Source organism: Microbacterium sp. ARD31, from assembly GCF_031844425.1.
This window is the reverse complement of sequence record NZ_JAUZVE010000023.1, coordinates 104,299-125,305: the sequence shown is the minus strand read 5'-3', so window position 1 is coordinate 125,305 and position 21,007 is coordinate 104,299. Positions and strand designations below refer to the sequence as shown.

Sequence of the window (21,007 nt, the reverse complement as noted above, 5' to 3'; positions counted from 1 at the left end):
TGCTAGCGCACGCGCGGGGCCGCGGACAGAGGGGCGGTGGGGGCAGGGGCCGGGTGGCGGGGGCGTGGTGAACGGGTGCGCCGGTCGGCGAGTGCGCCGGGCTGTGTGGTGGGCGCGCGTGGGGACGGGTGCGCCGGGGGCCGTTGACGGGGCCGGGTGGCGGGTCCACCATGGTCGGCAACGGGGGTCGGCGATGAAGCCGGCTCGGGGCCGGCGGTGGGGTCGGCCCGGGGAGGCCGGCGATGGCACAGGGGCATCGATCGCGCGACGGTCACGGCGGACTGCGCCGGACCGTCCTCGTGCTGGGAACCATCGCGCTGGTCGTCGGCGCGCTGCTGATCGCGATGACACTCGGAGCTCTCGCGGTCGCCGCTGCGGGGGCGCCCGCTCCCTCGCCCGCGGCCACCAGTACAGGCACCGCGACCGACGACGATGCCGAGCAGGATGCTGCGCCGGATCCGGCGGTCGTCGACCGGGCCTGCGCGCTCGCCGACGCGCGTCTCGCGCGCGCCGACACCGAAGGCGCCCACACACTGCTGACCGCCGCCGGCATCACCGACGACAACGCCGAGGCCGAGCTCGACACCGACTGCCTCACGACGTGGACCCTCGCCGCGCCGGCAGCACCGGCATCCGATGCGAAGGGGATGCCGGAGCGCGTCGGATCCGGGTGGGACGCGTTCGTCAAGACCACCTTCACGCCGCTCGCCGCGGCCGCGGGGTTCGTCGTCGGCGGGTGGCTCGCCCTCTTCGTGCTCGCGCGCCTGCTGGTCGAGCTGCCCCGCATGCGGGATCTGACCTCGGACCGCGTGTCGCGTCGCCGGGCGGCGTGGCTCGGGTGGCTGCTGCTGGCCACGACACCGATCGCGGCGGTGCTCGTGGGCGCGAACGCCGCCGCGCTCGGAGCCCTCGCGCCCCTGATGCTCGGCGGGATCGCGATCCTGGCAGGAGTCGCTCTCGTCGCGTTGTGCGCATGGCTGGCCACGGTGCGGGTGCTGCGGATCGAGGTCACCGCGCCCGATGCGGATGACGAGGGGAAGCGGGTGACCTCGGCGCTCGTCGCGGCACGCCTGCGCCAGCTCACGGAGAAGTCCGGCCGTATCGACCTGCCCGCGGGGCCGTCGATCTCGGGACTCGGCGACGCGCTCAAGGACTTCTCGAGCAACCGCGCGGTCGCCGCGGTGCAGAAGGTCGTCCTCTTCCTCATCGGGGTCACACCGTGGGTGGCGACCGCGGTCGTCGCCTCGGGCACGCGGGCGACGGTGACCATCGCCCGCAACAGCTCGGCCGGGTGGGTGCGCGCCGTCTCGACCACCGGGGACGGATGGGAGCCGCTGACGAAACCTCCCGCGAAGTCGCCGGTCTCGGCATCCGATTTTCTGTCGGTCGTCATCGCCGCCGAGGTGCTGCTCGCCCTCGCCGAGCGGTACCCCGACGACTTCGAATCCGGACTGTATGGGGCGACGAAGGGACGCAGTGTGGGGCTGCAGTTCATCGCCATCGAGTGGTTCGCGACGCGGCTCGACACGTCGGACGCCGAGACGCTGCTCGCCACCGCGCTGCGCATCGACCCGCGCAACGACCTCGCGCGGTACTCGCTGGCGTACGTCCAGCACCGGCACGCGACCGACACCGACGAGCTCGTCGCCTTCGGCGAGACCCTCGACCGGTGGATCGAGGCGCGGGCGGGGTCTGCGGGTGGGACTGGGGCGGGTGCCGGGGCGGGGGCGGGGGCGGGTGCCGGGTTCGGCGGGGCGGGGTTCGGCGGGGCGGGGTTCGGCGGGGCGGGCGACGAGCGTGCGGGCGATGAACTGCTGCGGGCGATGATGTTCGCGCGAGCGGCCGCGGCGCGGAACCTCGCCGCCAACGTCCTCGCGCGGAGGCTGGCGGGCACGCCCCCGGTGAAGCGCCCGACCGGCGTGTTCGACGCCGCCGACGCCGTCGTCCGTCGCTGGGATGCCGCATTCGCGGACCTCCAGGCGCGCGCGGACCGGGCGCGGGCCATCACAGCCCTGGACCGGTCACGGCGCAGCCTCACGCACCTGATCGCCAGGGTCGACGAAGACGACGCGCCCCTCGTCGAGCGACTGCGGTTCGGGCGTGCGGTGCTGACCCGCGCGCGGATGATCCTGCGCAACGATGAGCCGCTCCCCCGCACCGAGCCCGACGTCGACGGCGCCCTCGCGCGGGCGCGCGTCCGCATCGAGGGGCTGCGGGCGCCGGCCGAGTCGGAGGTCCGGCGAGCCCGGCTCGCGCTCCGCGACGCCGACCGGGCGGTGATGCTCGTCGCCGCGTCCGGCGCCACTCAATCGGACCGCGACGCCGCGCTCGCAGCGCGGGCGGGTGCGGCATCCGCTCTGGAACGTGCCGAGAGCGCACTCGAAGCCGTCGGCGACGACCTCGAGGCCCTCGATGTGGTGCAGGGCGCGCTGCGCGACGACCTGTACACCGCGGACGCGGCGCTCGCGTACAGCCTCACCACGGCGCTCGTGTGCTGGGAGCGGCAGCGGATGGACGCGCCGGTCGTGGCGCGGACGCTCGACGTGTCGGTGCGGGTTCCGGTGATCCGCGAGTTCGCGGTGACCGATCCGGAGCTTGCGACCGCGGAGGACTTCGCGCGGTGGAAGGCGCGGTTCCGCCGGAGCGGGTGAGTGGGTGACGGGCGGCGTGGGTGACGGGCGGGGCGGGTGCCGGGCGGGGCGGGTGCCGGGCGGTGTGATTGGGCTTTGCGGTATGTCGTATCTTTGTTCTATATGCGTCGAGCGCCGCGGTAAACCTGTGGAGAGTCACTTATCCACAGATCCGGCCTCTGAGCCGTGCTTATCGAAGCAATGTCCGAGGGTCAGAGTAGGTTTGGCACATGACCAATCCGCTCGACCTCCTCGCCACCGCGGTGTCTTCCGCGCGTGGTCTGTGGTCGGGCGGGGATGGGCTCGAAGCGCTTTCGCAATCGGCACTGATCACGCTGAACAACGAGCTCGCGCAGGCGCAGCGCGTGCTGGATTCCGCTCGCGCGCGGGTGGCGAGTGAAATCGCACGCCAGTCCTCCCCCGATCTCGGGCCCGAGGGCCTCGCGAAGAAGCAAGGGTATAGATCGCCGGTGACACTCATCGCGGGCACGGCCGGCACCTCGAACGGCGAGGCGGCGCGCCTGCTCCAGGTCGGCGAGGCGACCGCGCCGCGCAAGAGCTTCGGAGGCGACAAACCGGCCCGCCGACCCCACGTGGCGGCGGCGATCGAGGCCGGATGGATCGGCACGAACCCCGCCGCGGCGATCATCTCGATGCTCGACCGCATCGCCCTCCGCGTCGACCCCGACATCCTCGACGAGAGCGAGCGAACCCTCGTGGAGAAGGCGCGCGGACTCTCGACGAATCAGCTGCACCGCCTGCTCACGCGCGCGGAAGCGTGGCTCGACCCAGGCGGCATTGTCCTGCGAGAAGACGAGATGCGCGCCAAGAGCGAGGCGCATTCGTACGAAGACAAGCAGGGGATGCTGCACATCATCGCCGTGTTCGATCCGGAACGGGGCGCTCCGGTGAAGGCCGTGCTCGAGGCCTATGTACGCGCCGAACTGAGTGCGCAGCGGGACGGGGGTGGTGCGGGTGCGGATGCGGGTGACGGTGTCGGGACGGATGTGGGTTCGGGGTCGGGGTCGGGGTCGGATTCGGGTTTGGGGTCGGGTTCGCGGGGATTGCCGGGGGCGCCGCGGCGCAGCATCCCGCAGATCCAGGCCGACGCGCTCGTGAAGATGGCGGAGCACCTCCTCGGATGCGAGCACCGCGACATGCCGGTCGAAGGAGCCACCGTCGTCGTGCGCATCACCCTCGCAGACCTGCAATCGGGCGCGGGATCGGCGACGATCGACGGCGTCGCCGCACCCGTGTCCGTCGCGACCGCGCGGCGGATGGCGGCGAGCGGAGGCGTCATCCCGTGCGTGCTCGGTGGAGATAGCGAGATCCTCGACTGGGGACGCCGTCGCCGCCTCTTCTCCCCCGCCCAGCGACTCGCGCTCGTCGAACGCGACGGGGGCTGCGCCATGTGCGGGGCGCCACCGTCCCATACGAAGGCCCACCACATCCGATGGTGGGCAAGGGATGCCGGACCCACCGACCTCGCCAACGGCGTCCTGCTCTGCGAAAGCTGCCACCATCGCATCCACGACAACGGATGGGAGATACGGATCGACGGCCTCGGCACGCGTGGTCACGTGTGGTTCCTCCCACCGCCTGACGTCGATCCGACACGCACGCCGCGCCTCGGCGGACGAACCCGGTACGACCTGGTGTCATGACGGGTGGTGGAGGGGGTGCGGCGGGCGCCGGCGGGTACGGGTGTGCGGGTGCGGCTTCCGTGCACGGGCTTGCGTACGCGGGCCTGCGTGCGACCGCGACGCGGGCGGCGGCCCGGGCGGGCGAACGCACCGGCGAGCGCGCACAGCGATCAGGCCGGCAGGCGCGCACCACAATCAGCGGGTGGAGCCCCGCAGGGTGAGGGTGAACGGAGCAGTCACGCGACGACTGGGGGTGTCGCGGTGATCGATGAGAGCCTGCAGCTGGTCGACGGCGGCCTCGGCCATGAAGTGATGGTCGGGACTCACCGACGACAGCGACGGATTGGCGAACCGCGAGAGTGGAAGGTCGTCGAACCCCATGACCTGCACATCCTGTGGCACGCGCACACCCGCCGATACCAGGGCATGCAAAGCTCCGAGCGCGATCGAGTCGGTCATGCAGAACACCGCATCGAAGCGGATGCCGCGCGCCAGCATCCGCTCGATGGCGGCCGCGCCGTCCTCACTCGTATAGCCCGTCACCGCCCGCAACCCCGGTTCCGGGGTGAGCCCGGCATCGGCGTGAGCCTGCTCGTATCCGGCGAGCCGGCTCGATCCGATCCCCTCATCGGGGGTCTGGCCGCCGATCACTGCGATCGCGCGCGAACCCGTTGCGATCAGGTGGGCGACGGCTGCGCGGGCTCCCTCGACGTTGGGCATCGCGACCTGCGACAGATCGTCGTCGAGAGCCTTCTCGCCGATGAACACCAGGGGGTAGTCGAGGGCCCGAAGGTCGTCGGTGCTCACCGCCAAGGCCGACAGGATCAAGCCGTCGATCATGAGGCGCCGCGCCAGCGCGACCGCCTCGAGCTCCTGCTCGCGCGACGCGTTCGTCTGCTCGATCGCGACGTGGAGGCCACGCGCGGCCGCGGCTTCGATCACCTCGCCGGCGAGCACGCCGAAATAGGGCTGGGTGATGTCGGGCACGGCCAGCCCGATCGTGCCGGTGCGGCCGCTGCGCAGGCGCCGTGCGGCCGGGCTGACGCGATAGTCGAGGGCGGCCATCGCGGCCAGCACCTTCTCGCGTGTAGCCGGCCGCACGTGCGCGTGGCCGTTGAGGACGTTCGACACCGTCATCGCCGAGACGCCCGCCTCGCGCGCCACATCACGGATCGTCGCCATGAGCCGCCTCTCCGTCCCGTGCCGCGCGTCTCCGCAGCCTGCTCAGCCTGCTCAGCCTGCCAGGTCGAGGGCCACCGTCACGTATGCGTGCGGCGGCACGTCCACGGTGAGCGTCGAACCCTCGAGCGTCACACCGTCGAGGGAACGGGGCGCGACGGCATCCGGGGTCTCGAACGTGTTGTGCGCGTCGACCGCGTCGGCGCCGAGCACCCGCCCGCGGACGGCCGTCACCTGCGCGCCGCGCAGGTCGAACTGCAGGCGGCGGGGCGTGGACTCGTCGACGTTGGTGATCGACAGCAGGGCCGCGTCACCCTTCCGCGACGCCGACGTCGAGAGGGTGGCGACCGACGACGCGTCCTCCAGCTCGCGGCGCGGCGCCTCGTCGAGCAGGCGCACGTCGAGCGACTGCGCGTCGTGGTGGCCGCGGTTCATCTCGAACACGTGATACGTCGGCGTGAGGACGAGTGCACCGGTGGCGGCATCCGTGAAAAGCATCGCCTGCAGCACGTTGATCGTCTGCGCGATGTTGGCCATGACGAGCCGGTCGGCGTGACGGTGGAAGGCGTCGAAGTGGACGCTGGCGACCAGGGCGTCGCGCAGCGCGTTCTGCTGCTCGAGGAAGCCCGGGTTCGTACCGGGGGTGGCGTCCCACCAGGTTCCCCACTCGTCGAGGACGAGACCGATGCGCTTCTCGGGGTCGTAGACGTCCATCACGGCGGCGTGCCCGCGGATGAAGGTCTCGACCTTGGCGGCCATCGAGATCGCGCGGTAGTACTCATCGGTGGTGAACTCGGTCGCGCTGCCCTTGCGGTCCCACGGTCCGGTCATCGTGTAGTAGTGGAACGAGACGCCCTGGAAGACGTCGCGCAGCGAGCCGGGGTCGGCCACGCTGCTGATCGCCTGCATGAGGGTCTCGGTCCAGCGGTAGTCCCCGTCCGACGCTCCGGCCGCGATGCGGTAGAGGGCGTTGCCGCTGTGGTTGCGGGCGTACGTGGCGTACTGGCGCGCGAGGTCGGCATATGCCTGCGCCGACATGTTCCCGCCGCAGCCCCACGGTTCGTTGCCGACGCCCCAGAAGGGCACCCGCCAGGGCTCGTCGCGGCCGTTGCTGCGGCGCAGGTCGGCCATCGGGGAGTCGTCGCCGCGAGTGAGGTACTCGACCCAGTCGCTCATCTCGTGGACGGTTCCCGAACCCACGTTCGCGCTGACGTAGGGGTCGGCGTCGAGCATCTCGCACAGCTGCATGAACTCGTGGGTTCCGAACGCGTTGTTCTCGACGATGTCGCCCCAGTGGCTGTTCACCGTGCGCGGGCGCTGGTCGCGCGGGCCGATGCCGTCGCGCCAGTGGTACTCGTCGGCGAAGCAGCCCCCCGGCCACCGCAGGTTCGGGATGTCGAGCTTGCGAAGCGCGTCGACCACGTCGAGCCGGATGCCGCCTTCGTTCGGGATCTCGGAATCCTCACCCACCCAGAAGCCGCCGTAGATGCAGCGGCCGAGGTGCTCGGCGAAGTGTCCGTACAGGTGGCGACTGATCGTCGCCCCCGGCAGGTCGAGGTTGATCACGGCACGGACGGCGGTGTCGGCGGCAGGCATGAAGCAGCTCCGGAGATAGTCGGGGAGGGTTTGCGATGGGGTTTGTACCGATACATTTACCGATACAAACCGAGATGTCAAGGGCGAGGAAGGAGTCTGGCGGCGGTCGCGGGAGGCGGGTTACAGGTCACGACCATGCCACCGAGACGGGAGTGGCACTGGACGGCTGCGGATCAGAGGACTGTGATGTGAGCGTGCACGGCGACAGCGGAAAACCGGCAACGGAGCGGTCGGCGGTGCGGTCGGCGGAGGGGGCAGCGGAGCGGAGGCCGGATCAGTGAACGGCGGCGGAGCGGAGGCCGGATCGGTGAACGGCGGCGCAGGGGAAGCCGTGGCGGCGAACGGCGGCGCAGGGGAAGCCGGGGGCGGGTTGCACGCTGTCGGCAGACGCGTCGCGGATGCGCTCGGGCTCGAGGTTGGTTCGATCGGCAGCCACGGAGCGATCCTGGCGCCACGGACGCGGCCGACGTGGACCTCGGTACTGCCGGTGGCCGAGCTCGCCGTCGACAGCGTCGCCCTCGCCTCTCATGCCATCGACCTCGCGCGCTCGGCCCGGAGCGGAGCACGCACGGCCCCGGTACAGGTGGACGGAGCGCGGGTCGCGGCGTCCTTCGGAAGCGAGCGGCTGTTGCGCATCGACGGGGCGCGACCCGAGGTGTGGGGGCCGCTGTCCGGCTTCTGGCGAGCCTCGGACGGGTGGGTGCGCACGCACGGCAACTATCCGCACCACGACGCAGCGCTCCGGGGGCTGCTCGGCGTTGCCGCCGACGCTGATCGCGCACAGATCGAGCGTGCGATCGGGCGCTGGTCGTCGACCGAGCTCGAAGACGCCGCACACGCCGTCGGCGCGATCGTGGGCGCCGTGCGCACGCGGCACGAATGGATGCTGCACCCGCACGCTCGGGTGGTGGCCGAAGCTCCGACCGTGACGGTGACCCGTCGCGGTGATGCGGCGCCGCGGGCGTGGGCTTCGGGCGGTGGACGAGCGACACTGCCGCTCGCGGGCATCCGGGTGATCGATATGACGCGCGTCCTCGCCGGGCCCGTCGCCGCACGCGACCTCGCCCTGGCGGGAGCGCAGGTGCTGCGCGTCGACTCACCGCGGCTCGCCGAGACGGACTGGATCCATCTCGACACCGGACAGGGCAAGCGCTCGACACTCCTCGACCTCGACGACCTCGGCGACCGACGTGCATTCGACGAGCTTCTCGAGACGGCTGACGTCGTGCTGACGGGGTATCGCCCGGGCGCGCTCGACCGCTACGGCCTGGATGCCGAGACTTTGACGCAGCGGCATCCGGGAGTCGTGACGGCCGCCGTCTCGGCGTGGGGCGAATCCGGACCCTGGGCGCATCGCCGCGGGTTCGACAGCATCGTGCAGGCGGTAACCGGCATCGCGATGATCGAAAGCCGCGACGGCATCACCCCCGGCGCACTGCCGGTGCAGGCGCTGGATCATTCCACGGGACACTTCCTCGCGGCGGCCATCGCAACGGCGTTGATCGAACAGCGCACGCATGGCGGATCGATCGACGTGAGGATGTCGCTCGCCCGAGTGGCGCACGAGCTCCTGACGGATCCGTACGACCCGTCGCCCAGCCGCGCGGAACACGAACCACCCGCCGACGCGCGCGACCCGTCGCACACGCGCGCGACACACGAACCACCCGCCGATCGGAGCCACCTGCGGCTCACCGCGCCCGCGCCCGACGCCGAGCAGCCCCTCCCCACGCGCACCCGCGAGGGACTCACGTACGCGGCGCCGGTGCTCGCGTTCACCGGCGCACCCGACGACTACGCGACCGTGGGCGGGAGGTGGGGTGCGAATCCACCGATCTGGGCCGAACGGCACTGACCCTTGCGGGCACCCCCGGTCGGGAGGATGATGTGCATCGCAACACGCATGGGGGAACCTGGTCTGGCCCCGCCGGCACACGATGCCATCGCAGCGGAGACGTATCAGCAGGGCATGCGCACCACTCTTCGTGAGTGACTATCGGGCCACGCTGTTGCGCGCGCCCGCCAGGTGAACCACACATGGCGGAAGGGGCGAGATGAGCCTCTGGGATACTCTCGCGGGTGCCGGCGGCGGCTCCGACCGACTGCGCCCTCTGCTCGAGCAGATGACCGACACGGTCACGACCTCCACCGAGACCGACGAGTTCGGCACGTGGGACGTCGCCACCGTCCAGCAGAGCATCGCGGGCCTCCCCGGCCTCGACCTGGCGACCGGCGCCACCACCGGCGGCACCGGCTCGTTCCTCGAACTCCGCGACCCGAACATCACCGTCGCCGTCGGGATCCTGCAAGCCCCGGCATCCGGGTGGCGCGTCATCGTGACCGCACCGCTGGCCGCCCTCAGGATCCCGGGCCTCGTCGGCGCCAAGCTCGACCCGCAGGGCCAGCTCATCCCCGACCCCGCCTTCCCCGACGTCGCCTTCGTCGTACCCCAGCTGCGGGTGCGCATCATGCAGCTCGGCACCCAGGCCGTCGGCGTGAAGCTGCTCTCGTCCGCCACGAGCGCCGGCGGCGGCACCGAGGACATCTACGAGTTCGTCCGCATGGAACCGCCCTACGCCCTCGTCGGCCCGGGCTCGACCGTCGGCTTCGCCTACCGCACCGCCGTCCTCGACCTCTCGGGCAACGCGGCGCCCAGCGGCGTTCCCGCCGACGCGCGCGTGCAGCCCGACGCCTGGCAGGGCCTGTTCCTACCCGAAGTCCGCCTGTTCGTCGCCCCCGACGGGCTCGAGGGCATCGCCGTCAGCGCCGGTGTGCGCAACCTCTGGATCGGCGTCGGCGAGCACCGCGGCATCACCGGCATCTTCGAAGCCGAAGTCGTCAACCGCGGGCAGGCCCCCGCCATCCACGTGCGCTTCCGCGGCATCGGCGGACGCCACGTCGGCGACCCGGGCACGGGCACCGCGCTGCTGCCGGAGAACTCCGAGATCATCGTCGACACCGCCGGCGGCATCGCGCCGGTCACGATCACGATCGCCGCCCCCGGCCACGCCACGGTCGAAGACGACCGCAGCCCCCTCGTCGTCCCCGCCACCGGCACCCTCACCATCACCGTCACCGCCGACGACGTCGGCCCCTCGTCCGCCACCGTCCGCACCATCAACGTCGCCCGCGACACGGCCACGCCCGCCGGCAGCGCGCCCGGCGGCTCGAGCACCGAGGTGCGCCCCACCCGGCGCGGCACCCATGTGATCGTGAAAGAGAGCGAGACCGCGACCCACGTCACCGTCCGCCTCGAACCGCGCCGCAGCGTCACCTGGACCCACGCCGGCGGCACGCACACCGGCGAGACCCTCACCGTCCCGGTGCCCGCGGGCGCACCCGTGCAGGTGAGCGCGACGATCCCGGCGGGCGTCGCCCAGACGGCCGGATGCTGGTTCCACTACGACCGGCCGACGGTGGCGCAGCTGCCTCCGGCACCCTCCCCCGCGCCCACACCGCCCCTCTCTCCCGAGGAGCAGGCTCGCGAGGACGCCCGCCTGGCGTGGGCCGACAGCAACGACGACATGCGCGACCGCGCCGCCACCGGACGCAGCACGAGTGCCACCGGCGGGCAGCGCTTCGAGACGGCCATGGCCGCCCGGCTCACCCAGATCGGCGCCGGGCAGCTCATCACCGTCGACGGCTACGCCTCTCACGAAGACCCCGGCTCCACCGCGCAGGACACCCACAACCTCGCCCTCTCGCGCCGCCGCATGGAAGCGGCGATGCGCGCCCTCCGCACCGCGGGGTTCACCAACGTGCAGGCCGGCACCCCGCACGGCTCCGGCTTCGCCGACAGCACCGCCACGATCCCCGGGCTCATGGACGGCCTCACCCCCCGTCCGGCGAAGAACGCCGCGTACTGGTGGCTCGCCGTCGCCCGCTGGACCCCGTCGCCCGCGACCGAAGAGATCACCCGCGCCGACATCGTCCGCATCGTGCTGCCGCCCGCGCCCCGCACCGATCCGCGGCCGCCGCAGGCGCAGCGGCCGAACTGCTTCCGCAAGATCGGCGTGCGCGTCGAGATCGTCCGCGACACCCTCGTCCGCGCCGAGATCTACGGTGAATTCGACATCGAGACGGCGGTCGAAGCATCCCTCGCACGTCGCGGGGAAAGCGCGCTGCGCAGCGGCGGACGCAACCCCAGCGACGGCATCTGCCTCTTCCTCGTGCGACTGCGCCTGAGCGAGGACCGCGCCGCGTGGGACGTCACCGCCGAGTTCCGCGCCGCCGAAGCCGACCGCGACGGCCTGGCGCTCATGACCGACGACGAAGCCGACCCGAACGTCCTCAACATCCTCGGCGCCCTCGCCGTCATGGCGCCGCTCACCGCGAGCGCGACCGAGCTCTCGCCCGCCGCCGGCGCCATCGTCGCCCTCGGCAGCGTCGCCCTCGGCGCCAGCGATGTGCTGCACACCCATGCCCTCATGCTCCGCGGCGGAGAGCTCGTCGTCTCGCGCGGCGTGCTCGGCCCCGACGGCATCACGGCCGCGTCGGACCGCGGCGTGCAGATCAGCATCCTGCTCGACCTCGAGATCGCCTTCAGCTTCGACCTCGAACTCGTCCGCGTCGATCCGGCGAACCCCATCACCGCGCGCTACAAGGCGATCGGCGTCCGGTCGCAATGGGGCACGGATGCCGCACCCGGCGGCGTGGAGTACGTGCCGCTCCCCGTCTTCGACCCGAGCCGTGGATACAGCCTCGACGTGCCCACCGGCGCGCTCACCGCCACACCGCCGCTCGACGAGATCCTGCGGATCCTCGGCTTCCGCGTGAGCCGCGACAACCCCACCTACCTCGAGGTGGAGGTGGGGCTCGGAGTCGACCTCGGCATCGTCACCGTCGACGCCGTGCGCGTGCGGGTGCGCCTGGACGGCCCGCCGCTGGACCTGCAGCTGACGAAGCTGCGCGCCAGCATCGAGATCCCCGGCACCCTGCACGGCTCGGGGTCGCTGGAGTTCACCGAGTTCGGATTCAAGGGCGCCTTCGACCTCACCGTCACACCCGTGAACATCCGCGTCGCGGCGGTGCTCGCCGTCGAACGCGACCCCGCGCGAGGGGTCACCGGTGTCCTCGTCGGCGGCCGCGTCGAGTTCCCCGTGCCGATCCTGCTCGGCAACTCCGGCCTCGGCATCTACGGCTTCATGGGCGGCATCGGCGTCAACTACCGGCGCGACGAGTCGCCCTACGCCGGCTCGCTCACCCCGGCGCTGGACTGGGTGATGGACCAGTACCCCCGCACCGGGCAGGTCATGGCCCCCGAGGGCTGGACCCTCGAACCCGGCGCGTTCGCTTTCGCCGCGGGAATCGCCGTGGGAACCGTCGACGCCGGGTTCACCGTCCACCTCGACGGCATCGTCGTGATCGAGGTCCCCGGCCCGCGGCTGCTCCTCATCATGAAGGCCGACGTGCTGAGCCTGCCGCCGGTGTTCGGCAGCGACCAGACCGCCACCTTCTTCGCGGTGCTCGACATCGACTTCGGGCGGGGCAGCATCCTCATCGGCATCGTCGCCGCCTACGAGATCACGAACATCCTCAAGGTGCGTGTGCCGGTGACGGCCAGCTTCGAGACCGCGAACCCCGAGAACTGGTTCGTCGACCTCGGCCGCTTCCCGCAGGCCGAGCGGGTGAGCGTCAGCGTGCTCGACGTCATCAGCGGCAGCGGCTACCTCATGGTCCACGGCAACGGCATCACCCTCGCCACCGACCCGGTGCTCACGGTGCCGTCGGGCTTCGCCGTCGCCACCGGCTTCCATCTGCAGGCCGTCCTCATGGGCAGCAAGTCCATCGGGCTCTACCTCGAGGTCGCGGCGGGGTTCGACGCGATCCTGGGGCTCGACCCGTTCTACCTCGGCGGCATCATCTACGTCCGCGGCGAGCTGCGGCTGTGGATCATCAGCATCTCGGCGAGTGCCACGCTCATCGTGCAAGTCGGCACCCGGCAGAACCCCGACGGCTCGACCACACAGGAGCCGTACGTGCACGGCGAGGTGTGCGGCAGCGTCGACTTCTTCTTCTTCTCGGTCAAGGGCTGCGTGAGCCTCACGATCGGCGAACCGCCCACCCCGACGCCGAAGCCCCGCGCACTCGTGGCCGGCGTCTCGCTCATCTCACGCACCCCCGCCAAGGTCGAGGGCACCGGCGCCGGGGCGCCGATCGACGGCAAGCTCGGGGATGCCGCCACCGCAGGCACCGCCGAACCCGTACCCGTCGTGCCGATCGACGCGATCCCGATCATCGCCTTCCACACCGCGCCGCACATGGACGGCGCCGCCGGCGGGGCCGAGGTCGAGATCCTCGGGGCGGCACCGGTGAACCTGCCGCCGGCGGGACCGAACTTCTGGACGCACGTCGGCGACCGCTGGTGGCGCTACCGCGTCAACGCGATCGGCCTGACGGGCGGAATCGGCGCCGGCGACGCCCCCAGCACGTGGCTGACACCGCCGGCGACCGCCGGCCCGCACGCCGGGCCCTCGCTCGCACTTCTGGACTGGCAGCCCACCGCCACCCCGACCGCGGTGCCGTACGGCGAGAACCTCGTCGAAACCGTCCGCCACCAGTACGGCACGGTGTGCGCGCAGGGCGCTCCGCCGGCGCGCGTGCTGTGGACCTTCGACGACTGCCCGAACGGCCCGAGCGACACCGGGTGGCGCCTGACCGGCGTGCTGTGGCCCGACCCGCCCGGAACCGTCCGCGGCCAGCCCGCCGACGCCCGCGTGCACGTGGTCGAACTCTGGCGCATCGATCCGGTGACGGACCTGACACAGGGCACGACCCCCGCGATCGTCGTCGGCGATCAGGCCGCGTGCTTCGATCCGCACGCCGACCCCGTGGACCCGCACGACCCGTTCGCACGGTGGGATCAGCTGGCTCCCGCGACCTTCAGCGCCGGCGCGCTCGAGGGCGGCGTCTCGCTCGCCGAGGCTACCGCGTACCTCGACGGCGGCGGCTCGCTGCACGACCTCGCCGCTGCCGCGCAGAGCGCCGGATGGGAGCCCGACCCGATCCCGCCGAAAGGCACGACGACGTCGAAGTCCCGCCGCGGCCTCTGCCACGGCGCGGTGCTGCGCTCCCCCGTCCGCGACATCGACCAGCCGGCGCCGGCGGGCAGCCCCGACGATCAGGAGCGCGTGAAGATCGCGTGGGAGGCGTCGGGCTTCCGCCCGCACGAGCTCGGCGACGCGGTCGCCTTCATCCGCGAGGACGACACGTTCACCGCCTTCCACGTGCTGCTGCTCGTGGACGAGCGCGGCCTCAACGGGCGCGTCGTGATCCGGTGCGAGACCGCCGACGGCACCGTCCTGGACGAGCGGCCGGTCGACGGCGCCGACATGCTGGGCGGCGCGCACCGGCTTCCCGACGAGTGGGTCGATCCGGCGCAGCCCTGGGCCGACGAGGTGTGGCGCGCGGGCGTCATCGCCGGCCGGCTGCGCCGCGACGACCGCGGAGTGCTGCTGGCGGCGTTCGTGCCCCTCAAGCACGTGCCCGACGGCGCCGCCCGCATCGTCATCGGCAACCGCCGCGAGGACCCGTTCAAAGACCCCGCCACCGCCTTCTACGTCGTGGCCGCCACGGGATCCTTCGCCAGCGAGACCCTCCGCTACGACTGGGACGAGACCAGCATCCACCGCGGCCGCACCGCGCTCTCGAACGCGCTGTCGAAGGGCGCCGACGACGTCGCCCTGCTGCGACCGAACCAGGAGTACGCGCTGTCGGTCACGTGGGAGGCGACGTCGAAGGAAGGCGATGACCAACCGGATGCCGCCGACGACGGCGACGGATGGACGACGGTCGCCACCCCGCAGACCTACCGGTTCCGCACGCAGGCGACCGCGCCGATCGACCTCGACCCGTGGATCACCAGCACCGCGCCCAGCATGGACGAGACGGGCGTCTTCACCCGCGAGCGGGTGCGGATCGTCTTCGCCACCCAGCGGGTCACCGGACTGTTCGACGCCTACGGCCGGGAGCTGCGCGTGACCGTGCGCGCGGCATCCGGTCATCACCCCGCTCCCCCCGGCGGCGGGGATCCCGCGACGGGGTTCGTGCTGCCGGTCGACCCCGACGGCGTGCTGACGACCCTCGAATCGGCGGCGGGCGTGCTGAAGCCATGGCACACCGCCGTGCTGGAGGTGATCGGCGAAGAGGGGCTGACGTGCGTCAACGTCGACGAGGACGGCAGCGAGGTCTACACGCTCACCGTCGCGTACGACTTCGAGCCGCTCACCGACTACCTCGTCGACGTCCGCAGTGTCGTCAAGACCACCGGCGCCGACCCGATCCTCGTGCACCGCGTCGGGTTCACCACGTCGCGGTTCCGCGACGCCGCCGACCTCGCCGCCCTCACCGGCGGCGCGTCCGTCGAGCATCGCGCCGTCGCGGATCTGACGGCGATCCTGGCACTTGCCGACCAGCCCACCGGCGCCGCCGTCGACGACGCGCTGCAGCAGGCGGGACTCGGCGTCGAACCGGTGCCCCCGTGGCCGCGCACCCGGGTGCTGTGGAGCACCGCCGCCGTGCCGCAGCCGCTCGCGGTGGTCATCGAGTGCAGCGAGCCGATGTGGCGCACCCGCACCGTGCCGACCTGGATCACCGCGCCGCCCGACGCCCCCGACCCGAGCCACGGGTACTGGGCGGGTCGACCCGGCGAATGGCTGGTGCTCCGGGCGGATGCCGCACCCCCGGCATCCGGGGATCTGCCGCGGGCGACGGTGCAGCGCATCATCCGCGGACCCGGCGGCACGAGAGCCATCGCGATCCTCGGACCCGCCGCACGCGGCTGCGAGGCCCGGTTCGCCCTCGTTCACCGGGACGTCATGCCGACGAGCGTGACCGAGACGCCGACGACCGCCCTGCGGGTGGATCTGCAGCGGGCGCCATGGGAGGTGGAGGACTGATGGTACGCATCGCCGATCCTTTCCGGCTGCGGGCCGAGGCGGTCGAGATCGACTGGACGTCGGTGGCTCGGGCGCGCGCGCAGCTGCTGGGCGAGAAGGTGGACTGGGAACGGCTGAAGCGCCGTTCCATGGACGTGCGGCTGCTGTGGGCGTGCTCGGCCGAGCTGGGCGTACCGCACGAGCCGTTCCTGGTGTGGCGGCGGGCGGTCGGGCGGTCGAAGGCCTCGCCGGTCGACGCCGTCGACTCGCCGCATCCGGACGGCGTGCGCCTGGACTGGGGCGGCACGGTCGCGGGGCAGGTCGTGGTGGGCGCGACACCGCTGGATGCCGGACGCCCCGTGGGCCTGTTCGTGTACCGCGTGGGGCGCGACGGCGTCGTCGGCGCCGTCGGCGCGACCACCGCGCGCTCGACCGGCGGCCCGGTGCGCCTGGAGGTGCGCACGAGCGGGGCGACGTGGGCCGTGCTCGTCAACGCCCACTCGCCGCACGTGGGCATCACCACCCTGCACGACATCGTCAACGCCAAGGACTGGGAGCCGCTGGAGTACGTCGGCCTGCCGATCGACCAGCCCTGGGCGGGTGCCGACTACGACCCGCGCGAGCAGGGACCCGTCGACGCGCCGCGCCCCCCGTTCGACGCCGCCCTGCATCGCCTCACGCGCGGCGCCCCGCCCCTCGGCTGGGACGCCCTCACCCCCGGCGGGATGCAGGCGCCGCCGTGGGAGGAACCCGACCCCGTCGCGCTCGTGGAGGAGCTGCGGAAGTTCGTGCTGCCGGCCGTTCAGCCGCTCTACGACGCGGCGCTGCCGGAGTTCGCGCAGATGCAGACCGAGGCCTGGACCTCGACGACGTCGCCGCACGTGCCGGGAGCCGCACGCACTTCGTCGCTGCAGACCCGCACCGACCCGCGGCCGTGGGCGGTGCTCGGTCTCACCGCGCAGGTCGACCCGTTCCTGAACCTCGCCACCGGGTTCGGCGCCGTCTACACCAGCGAGGGCTTCGACGACGAGCAGGTCCAGATCGGCGGCGACGAACTGCTCGTCACCGCCGCCTACCGCAACACGCTCGGCCCCGGCGAGCAGGTCGTCGAGGGCCAGCCGCTGCCCGCGGGCACCGGACCCGCGGAGTACGCGGCCTACGCGCCCCGCGGCGCATCGCTCGCGCAGATCCCCGCACCGATGCAGCTGACGGCGACGCGCGTGGGCATCGTGGAACCGCGGGTTCCCGACGCCGCGTTCGGCGAGAGCATCCGCCTGTCGTATCGCCGCACGCTCGCCTCGGCGATGCTCGGCACGCCCACCCAGCAGGCCGCCGCCGTCGACGAGACCGGTTCGGGTGCGGCATCCGCGATCATCGAACGCCGCGACCCGCAGGGCTGGCGCACCGTCGCCGTCTCGCCCGACGCACAGCAGGGCCAGCCGGGATTCGACCGGGCGTCGCTCATGCACGCCCCCGTCGAGATCCCGATCGGCAGCGGCGGCCGCAGCGCCCGCTACGCCCTCGCCGTGGCCGACGTCTTCGGGGTGTGGTCGCCGTGGCGGGATGCCGCGTACAGCGGCGGCGAGCCCGCGCCCGAGCTGCCGGCCATCGTCTCGGCGAGCCTGGAGACCCGCTACGCCGGGTCGACCGCCGCCCCCACGACGCTCGTCGTGGACGTCGCGTGCGAATGGGTGGAGCGACGCCCGTCCCGCATCGACGTGCGCGCGGTGTTCCACCCCGTGACTCCCGCTCCCGCCAGCCCGTTCGCCCTGTCGCCGACCGGCGCCGTGCCGAGCGGATGCTTCGACCGCGACCTCGCCGTGACGTTCGCCGGCGACACCCCGACCGGGGTGGGGTGCACGGTCGTCGAGCTCAACCAGGAGGGCACCGCCCCTCTCGGCGGCGCTGCGCGGGACGAGGGAGCCCGCCGCTACCGGCTCACCGCCACCGTGCCGACCCTGGACTTCGCCACGGTGCGGCGCTGGGGCGTGGCACTGTGGGCGTCGCGGGGACTGCGGGTCGGGCCGACGCCGACGCCGTTCGGCGCGCGCACCGACGTGCAGGCGGCAAGTCCCGTGCCGGTGCACCCGCTGCCGCCGCCGCAGCCGCCGGGCGTGCCGCTGGCGAGCCTGCCCGACGCGGGCGGTTCGGCCCACGCCGCCGTGACGTGGAGCCTGGCCGCCGGCGCCGATGCGCGCACCGCCGTGGTGTGGGAGTGCGCCGAGACCGCGATGCGGCAGACGGCGGGCCTGCCCGCCCGCGCCGACGCCGCCGACACCCCGTCCGACCGGCTGGTCGCCCTGCGCGCGGCATACGACGGGCTGAGCGTCGACCGCCAGCGAGGCGCATTCCGGCGGATCGCCGAAGTCGACGCGGCCGCGCGGACCACCGACATCACGCTGCCGCGCGGCTCGACCGACATCCACCTGTTCGCCGTGACCATCGTCTCGTCGACGGCGATCGAGTCGCCCTGGCCGCAGGGCCCCGTGCCGCACGAGCACTTGCGAGCCGTGATCGCGCCACGTCTCGTGCGACCCGAGCCCCCCGGCATCCGCTCGGCACCCGTCGCCGCCGGCGGCGGTGTCGAGGTGCGACTGCGGGTCCAGACCTCGAGCGCCGTGCCGGTGCAGCGCTTCCGGCTGCTGCGCACCCGCAGCGACCGCGCGGCCCTGCGCGCCGACACCATGGGACCCGCGTTCGCCGAGCCGCTCGCCACCGCAATGACCGCCTCGGGCGGGGGACCCGCGGTGGATGCCGTGACGGGACACCCGCTGTACGAGGCGACGTGGCAGGGCGCCCTGCCCGCCGGCTGGCTGCCGTGGCTCGTCCGTGCCGTCGCCGTGCCGCAGGCCGTCGACCCGCAGCGTGCCGTGAGGGGACTCGAGTCCGGCCCGTCGGACATCGTGCGGGTGGACGCGGTGCCCTCGGGCCCGCCCGTGCTCGATGACCTGGTCGTCGAGGAGGATGCCGCGCACACGGGTCTGGTCGTCCGCACCGGCACGACCGCACCGGCCCGGGCCGGCGTCGCCGATCACGTGCTGCGGGCGTCGGTGAGCGGGCTCGGTGCGGGGCCCGGCCCGGTCGACGTCGCGGCGGTGACCGTGCCCGAGGTCGTCGAGGCGGACCTGTCGACGGTGCCCGTCGGCACCGGGGGGGCCCCGACGTGGCGGCGCGGCGCGCGTGCGACCGGCCGTTCGCCCCTCGCGCTGTGGTTCACCCGGCCCGATCCGGCAGCGCCGGTGACCGTGGACGTGTCGTTGACCGACCCCCTCGGCCGCACCGCCAGCCGTTCGGTGGCGATCCCGGGCTGGACGCCGCCGCCCCCGCCTGCCGCGGCGACGCTGGAGCTGCTCGGCATCACCCCGCGCGCCCTCTCGGGCGTCGTCGTGGGTGTGCTCACCGATGCTCCCCCGCTCGTCGGCTACCGGCTGCGGATCTCGGCAGTCCGCCGGCGCGGCGGGTTCGGCGGGGCTGGTGGCGGGGCTGGCGGTGGCGGGGCTGGCGGTGGCGGGTTCGGTGGAGGCGGGTTCGGTGGAGGCGGGCCGTTCGGCGGTGGCGGGTTCGGTGGAGGCGGGTTCGGCGGAGGCGGGTTCGGCGGTGGCGGGCCGTTCGGCGGTGGCGGGCCGTTCGGGCCGGGCGGCCGCTTCGGCGGACCGATCGGCGGCGGACCACTCGCCCTCCGACCCCTCACGGCCGAGGCGGCCCTGCGCGACATCCCGGCCGCTCCGCGTCCGCCGCTGACCGTCGGGACGGTGACCTTCCGACGACTCAGGAGGATGCCGGGACTCACCGGCTCCGCGATCGAGATAGGTGTCCCCCTCGGCTCGCCCGTCGTCGTGACCGTGACCCTCATCGCCCCCGACGGCGCCGAGGTGTCGGTGTCCGGCGAGGGCTGACCCGGCGGCGACATCTGGGGCACTGCCGCCGCGCTGACGCGGGCCGCCCTACCGTTGTGCCGTGCTTCGCCCGGAAGCCGGCCTGGTCGCGAGTGGGCCCGTTCGAGCGGAACCCGTCTCCGTCCCGAGAGTCGCCGGGGGCGGCATCCCGTCAGCGGGGCGCGGGGCGCGGGGTGCGGGCAGCGGGGTGCGGGCACCCCCGGGACATTCTCGGTCCCGCCGCCCTCAACGTCGCGCCGAGGACGGCTCCATCGAGACACTGGTCCGGGCGGCATCCGGTCAGCGGGGTTGCCGGGGTGAGACCGTGAGGCGAACGGGTCAGGGCCGCTGAGGGCGGGAGCGCCACCACTCGACGAGGCCGACCAGCAGCAGGCCGAGGCAGGCGCCGGTGACGTTGGCGATGATGTCCATGACGCTCGGGACGCGGCGATCGAGCGCGAGCGCCTGCACCGACTCGATGCCGACCGTCGTCACGAACGCGATCGGCACGACGAGATAGCGGCGCGAGAGGATCACGGCCAGCAGCGCCCCGAGCGGGACGAACAGCAGGATGTTGGCGCCGAACTCCAGCCGCGCGTTCGTCACGATCGGCAGCACGCGCGTGATCGCGCGGATGAGCGGCCCCGCGCCGCTGTCGACCGGGACCGGCCAGATGGCGATCAGCGTGAGCACGGCGATGTAGATCCCCAGCGCGGTGCGAGCCCAGCGGCTCTCGGCGTGGGACTCCGGCGTCGGCCGGGGCACCGGGTCGGAGTGGGCACGGTTTGCGGGGTCGGGCCGGGACGCGTGCGCACGCGGCACCCCGAGGGCCGGGTCTTCGGGGGCAGGACGGGACGCGTGCGCACGCGGCACCCCGGGGGCCTTGTTTTCGGGGGCAGAGCGGGACGCGTGCGCACGCGGCACCGGGAGGGCCGGGTTTTCGGGGGCAGGACGGGACGCGTGCGCACGCGTCACCGGAGACTCACCACCCGAGACACCGGATGCCGCAGCGGCGGTCGCGGGCAGGGGCGGCTTCGGCGGGATCGGGCCCACCGGCCGCGGCGGGATGCCGAGTTCGCGGAGCTCGGCGTCGAGCGCCTCATCGTCGGCGGGTTGCGGCATCCGGACCTCCCTCGAGAAGGGCGCCGCGACGGTGCCGCGCGTGTGTGGGGCGAGTTTAGCGCGGGCGCGGTGCAGGCGATGTCGGG

9 protein-coding genes are annotated in these 21,007 nt (G+C 73.1%); 5 read left to right on the top strand and 4 right to left on the bottom strand.

Going from position 1 to position 21,007, the window contains the following annotated elements; translation table 11 throughout:
* The first annotated feature begins 242 nt into the window (after window positions 1-242).
* Window positions 243-2,651 (top strand): hypothetical protein, encoded by a 2,409-nt coding sequence (locus tag Q9S36_RS33765; protein ID WP_311289167.1) that lies wholly within the window; start codon window positions 243-245, stop codon window positions 2,649-2,651.
* 209 nt (window positions 2,652-2,860) lie between these two features.
* On the top strand, window positions 2,861-4,294 hold the full coding sequence (locus Q9S36_RS33760) for a DUF222 domain-containing protein (RefSeq protein WP_311289166.1): 1,434 nt from the start codon (window positions 2,861-2,863) through the stop codon (window positions 4,292-4,294).
* Between the two features lie 174 nt (window positions 4,295-4,468).
* Here Q9S36_RS33760 and Q9S36_RS33755 read toward each other — a convergent pair whose 3' ends face one another.
* The 3 genes from Q9S36_RS33755 to Q9S36_RS33745 form a co-directional block, all read right to left on the bottom strand.
* Window positions 4,469-5,437 (bottom strand): LacI family DNA-binding transcriptional regulator, encoded by a 969-nt coding sequence (locus tag Q9S36_RS33755; RefSeq protein WP_311289165.1) that lies wholly within the window; start codon window positions 5,435-5,437, stop codon window positions 4,469-4,471.
* A 69-nt stretch (window positions 5,438-5,506) separates the two neighbouring features.
* On the bottom strand, window positions 5,507-7,048 hold the full coding sequence (locus Q9S36_RS33750; protein ID WP_311289164.1) for an alpha-L-arabinofuranosidase C-terminal domain-containing protein: 1,542 nt from the start codon (window positions 7,046-7,048) through the stop codon (window positions 5,507-5,509).
* Between the two features lie 274 nt (window positions 7,049-7,322).
* On the bottom strand, window positions 7,323-7,484 hold the full coding sequence (locus Q9S36_RS33745; protein WP_311289163.1) for a hypothetical protein: 162 nt from the start codon (window positions 7,482-7,484) through the stop codon (window positions 7,323-7,325).
* 51 nt (window positions 7,485-7,535) lie between these two features.
* On the opposite strand from Q9S36_RS33745, the gene Q9S36_RS33740 reads away from it, so the two are divergent.
* The 3 genes from Q9S36_RS33740 to Q9S36_RS33730 all read left to right on the top strand — a co-directional run bounded on the left by Q9S36_RS33740 (window position 7,536) and on the right by Q9S36_RS33730 (window position 19,820).
* Window positions 7,536-8,903, top strand: a complete 1,368-nt coding sequence (locus Q9S36_RS33740; RefSeq protein ID WP_311289161.1) for a CoA transferase — start codon at window positions 7,536-7,538, stop codon at window positions 8,901-8,903.
* A gap of 199 nt (window positions 8,904-9,102) precedes the next feature.
* Window positions 9,103-15,945, top strand: coding sequence for a hypothetical protein (locus tag Q9S36_RS33735; protein WP_311289160.1), 6,843 nt, complete (start codon window positions 9,103-9,105; stop codon window positions 15,943-15,945).
* Entirely contained in the window at window positions 15,945-19,820 is a 3,876-nt protein-coding gene (locus Q9S36_RS33730; protein WP_311289159.1) for a hypothetical protein, read from the top strand. Before Q9S36_RS33735 ends, Q9S36_RS33730 begins: the two co-directional genes overlap by 1 nt.
* A 318-nt stretch (window positions 19,821-20,138) precedes the next feature.
* On the opposite strand, the gene Q9S36_RS33725 is transcribed toward Q9S36_RS33730, so the two are convergent.
* Entirely contained in the window at window positions 20,139-20,921 is a 783-nt protein-coding gene (locus Q9S36_RS33725) for a VanZ family protein (RefSeq protein WP_311289158.1), read from the bottom strand.
* Window positions 20,922-21,007: the final 86 nt, after the last annotated feature.

Coding starts and splice junctions, on each gene's coding strand:
- Q9S36_RS33735 (WP_311289160.1), top strand. CDS start 9,103: ATGAGCCTCTGGGATACTCTCGCGGGTGCCGGCGGCGGCTCCGACCGA.
- Q9S36_RS33730 (WP_311289159.1), top strand. CDS start 15,945: ATGGTACGCATCGCCGATCCTTTCCGGCTGCGGGCCGAGGCGGTCGAG.
- Q9S36_RS33760 (WP_311289166.1), top strand. CDS start 2,861: ATGACCAATCCGCTCGACCTCCTCGCCACCGCGGTGTCTTCCGCGCGT.
- Q9S36_RS33750 (WP_311289164.1), bottom strand. CDS start 7,048: ATGCCTGCCGCCGACACCGCCGTCCGTGCCGTGATCAACCTCGACCTG.
- Q9S36_RS33725 (WP_311289158.1), bottom strand. CDS start 20,921: ATGCCGCAACCCGCCGACGATGAGGCGCTCGACGCCGAGCTCCGCGAA.
- Q9S36_RS33765 (WP_311289167.1), top strand. CDS start 243: ATGGCACAGGGGCATCGATCGCGCGACGGTCACGGCGGACTGCGCCGG.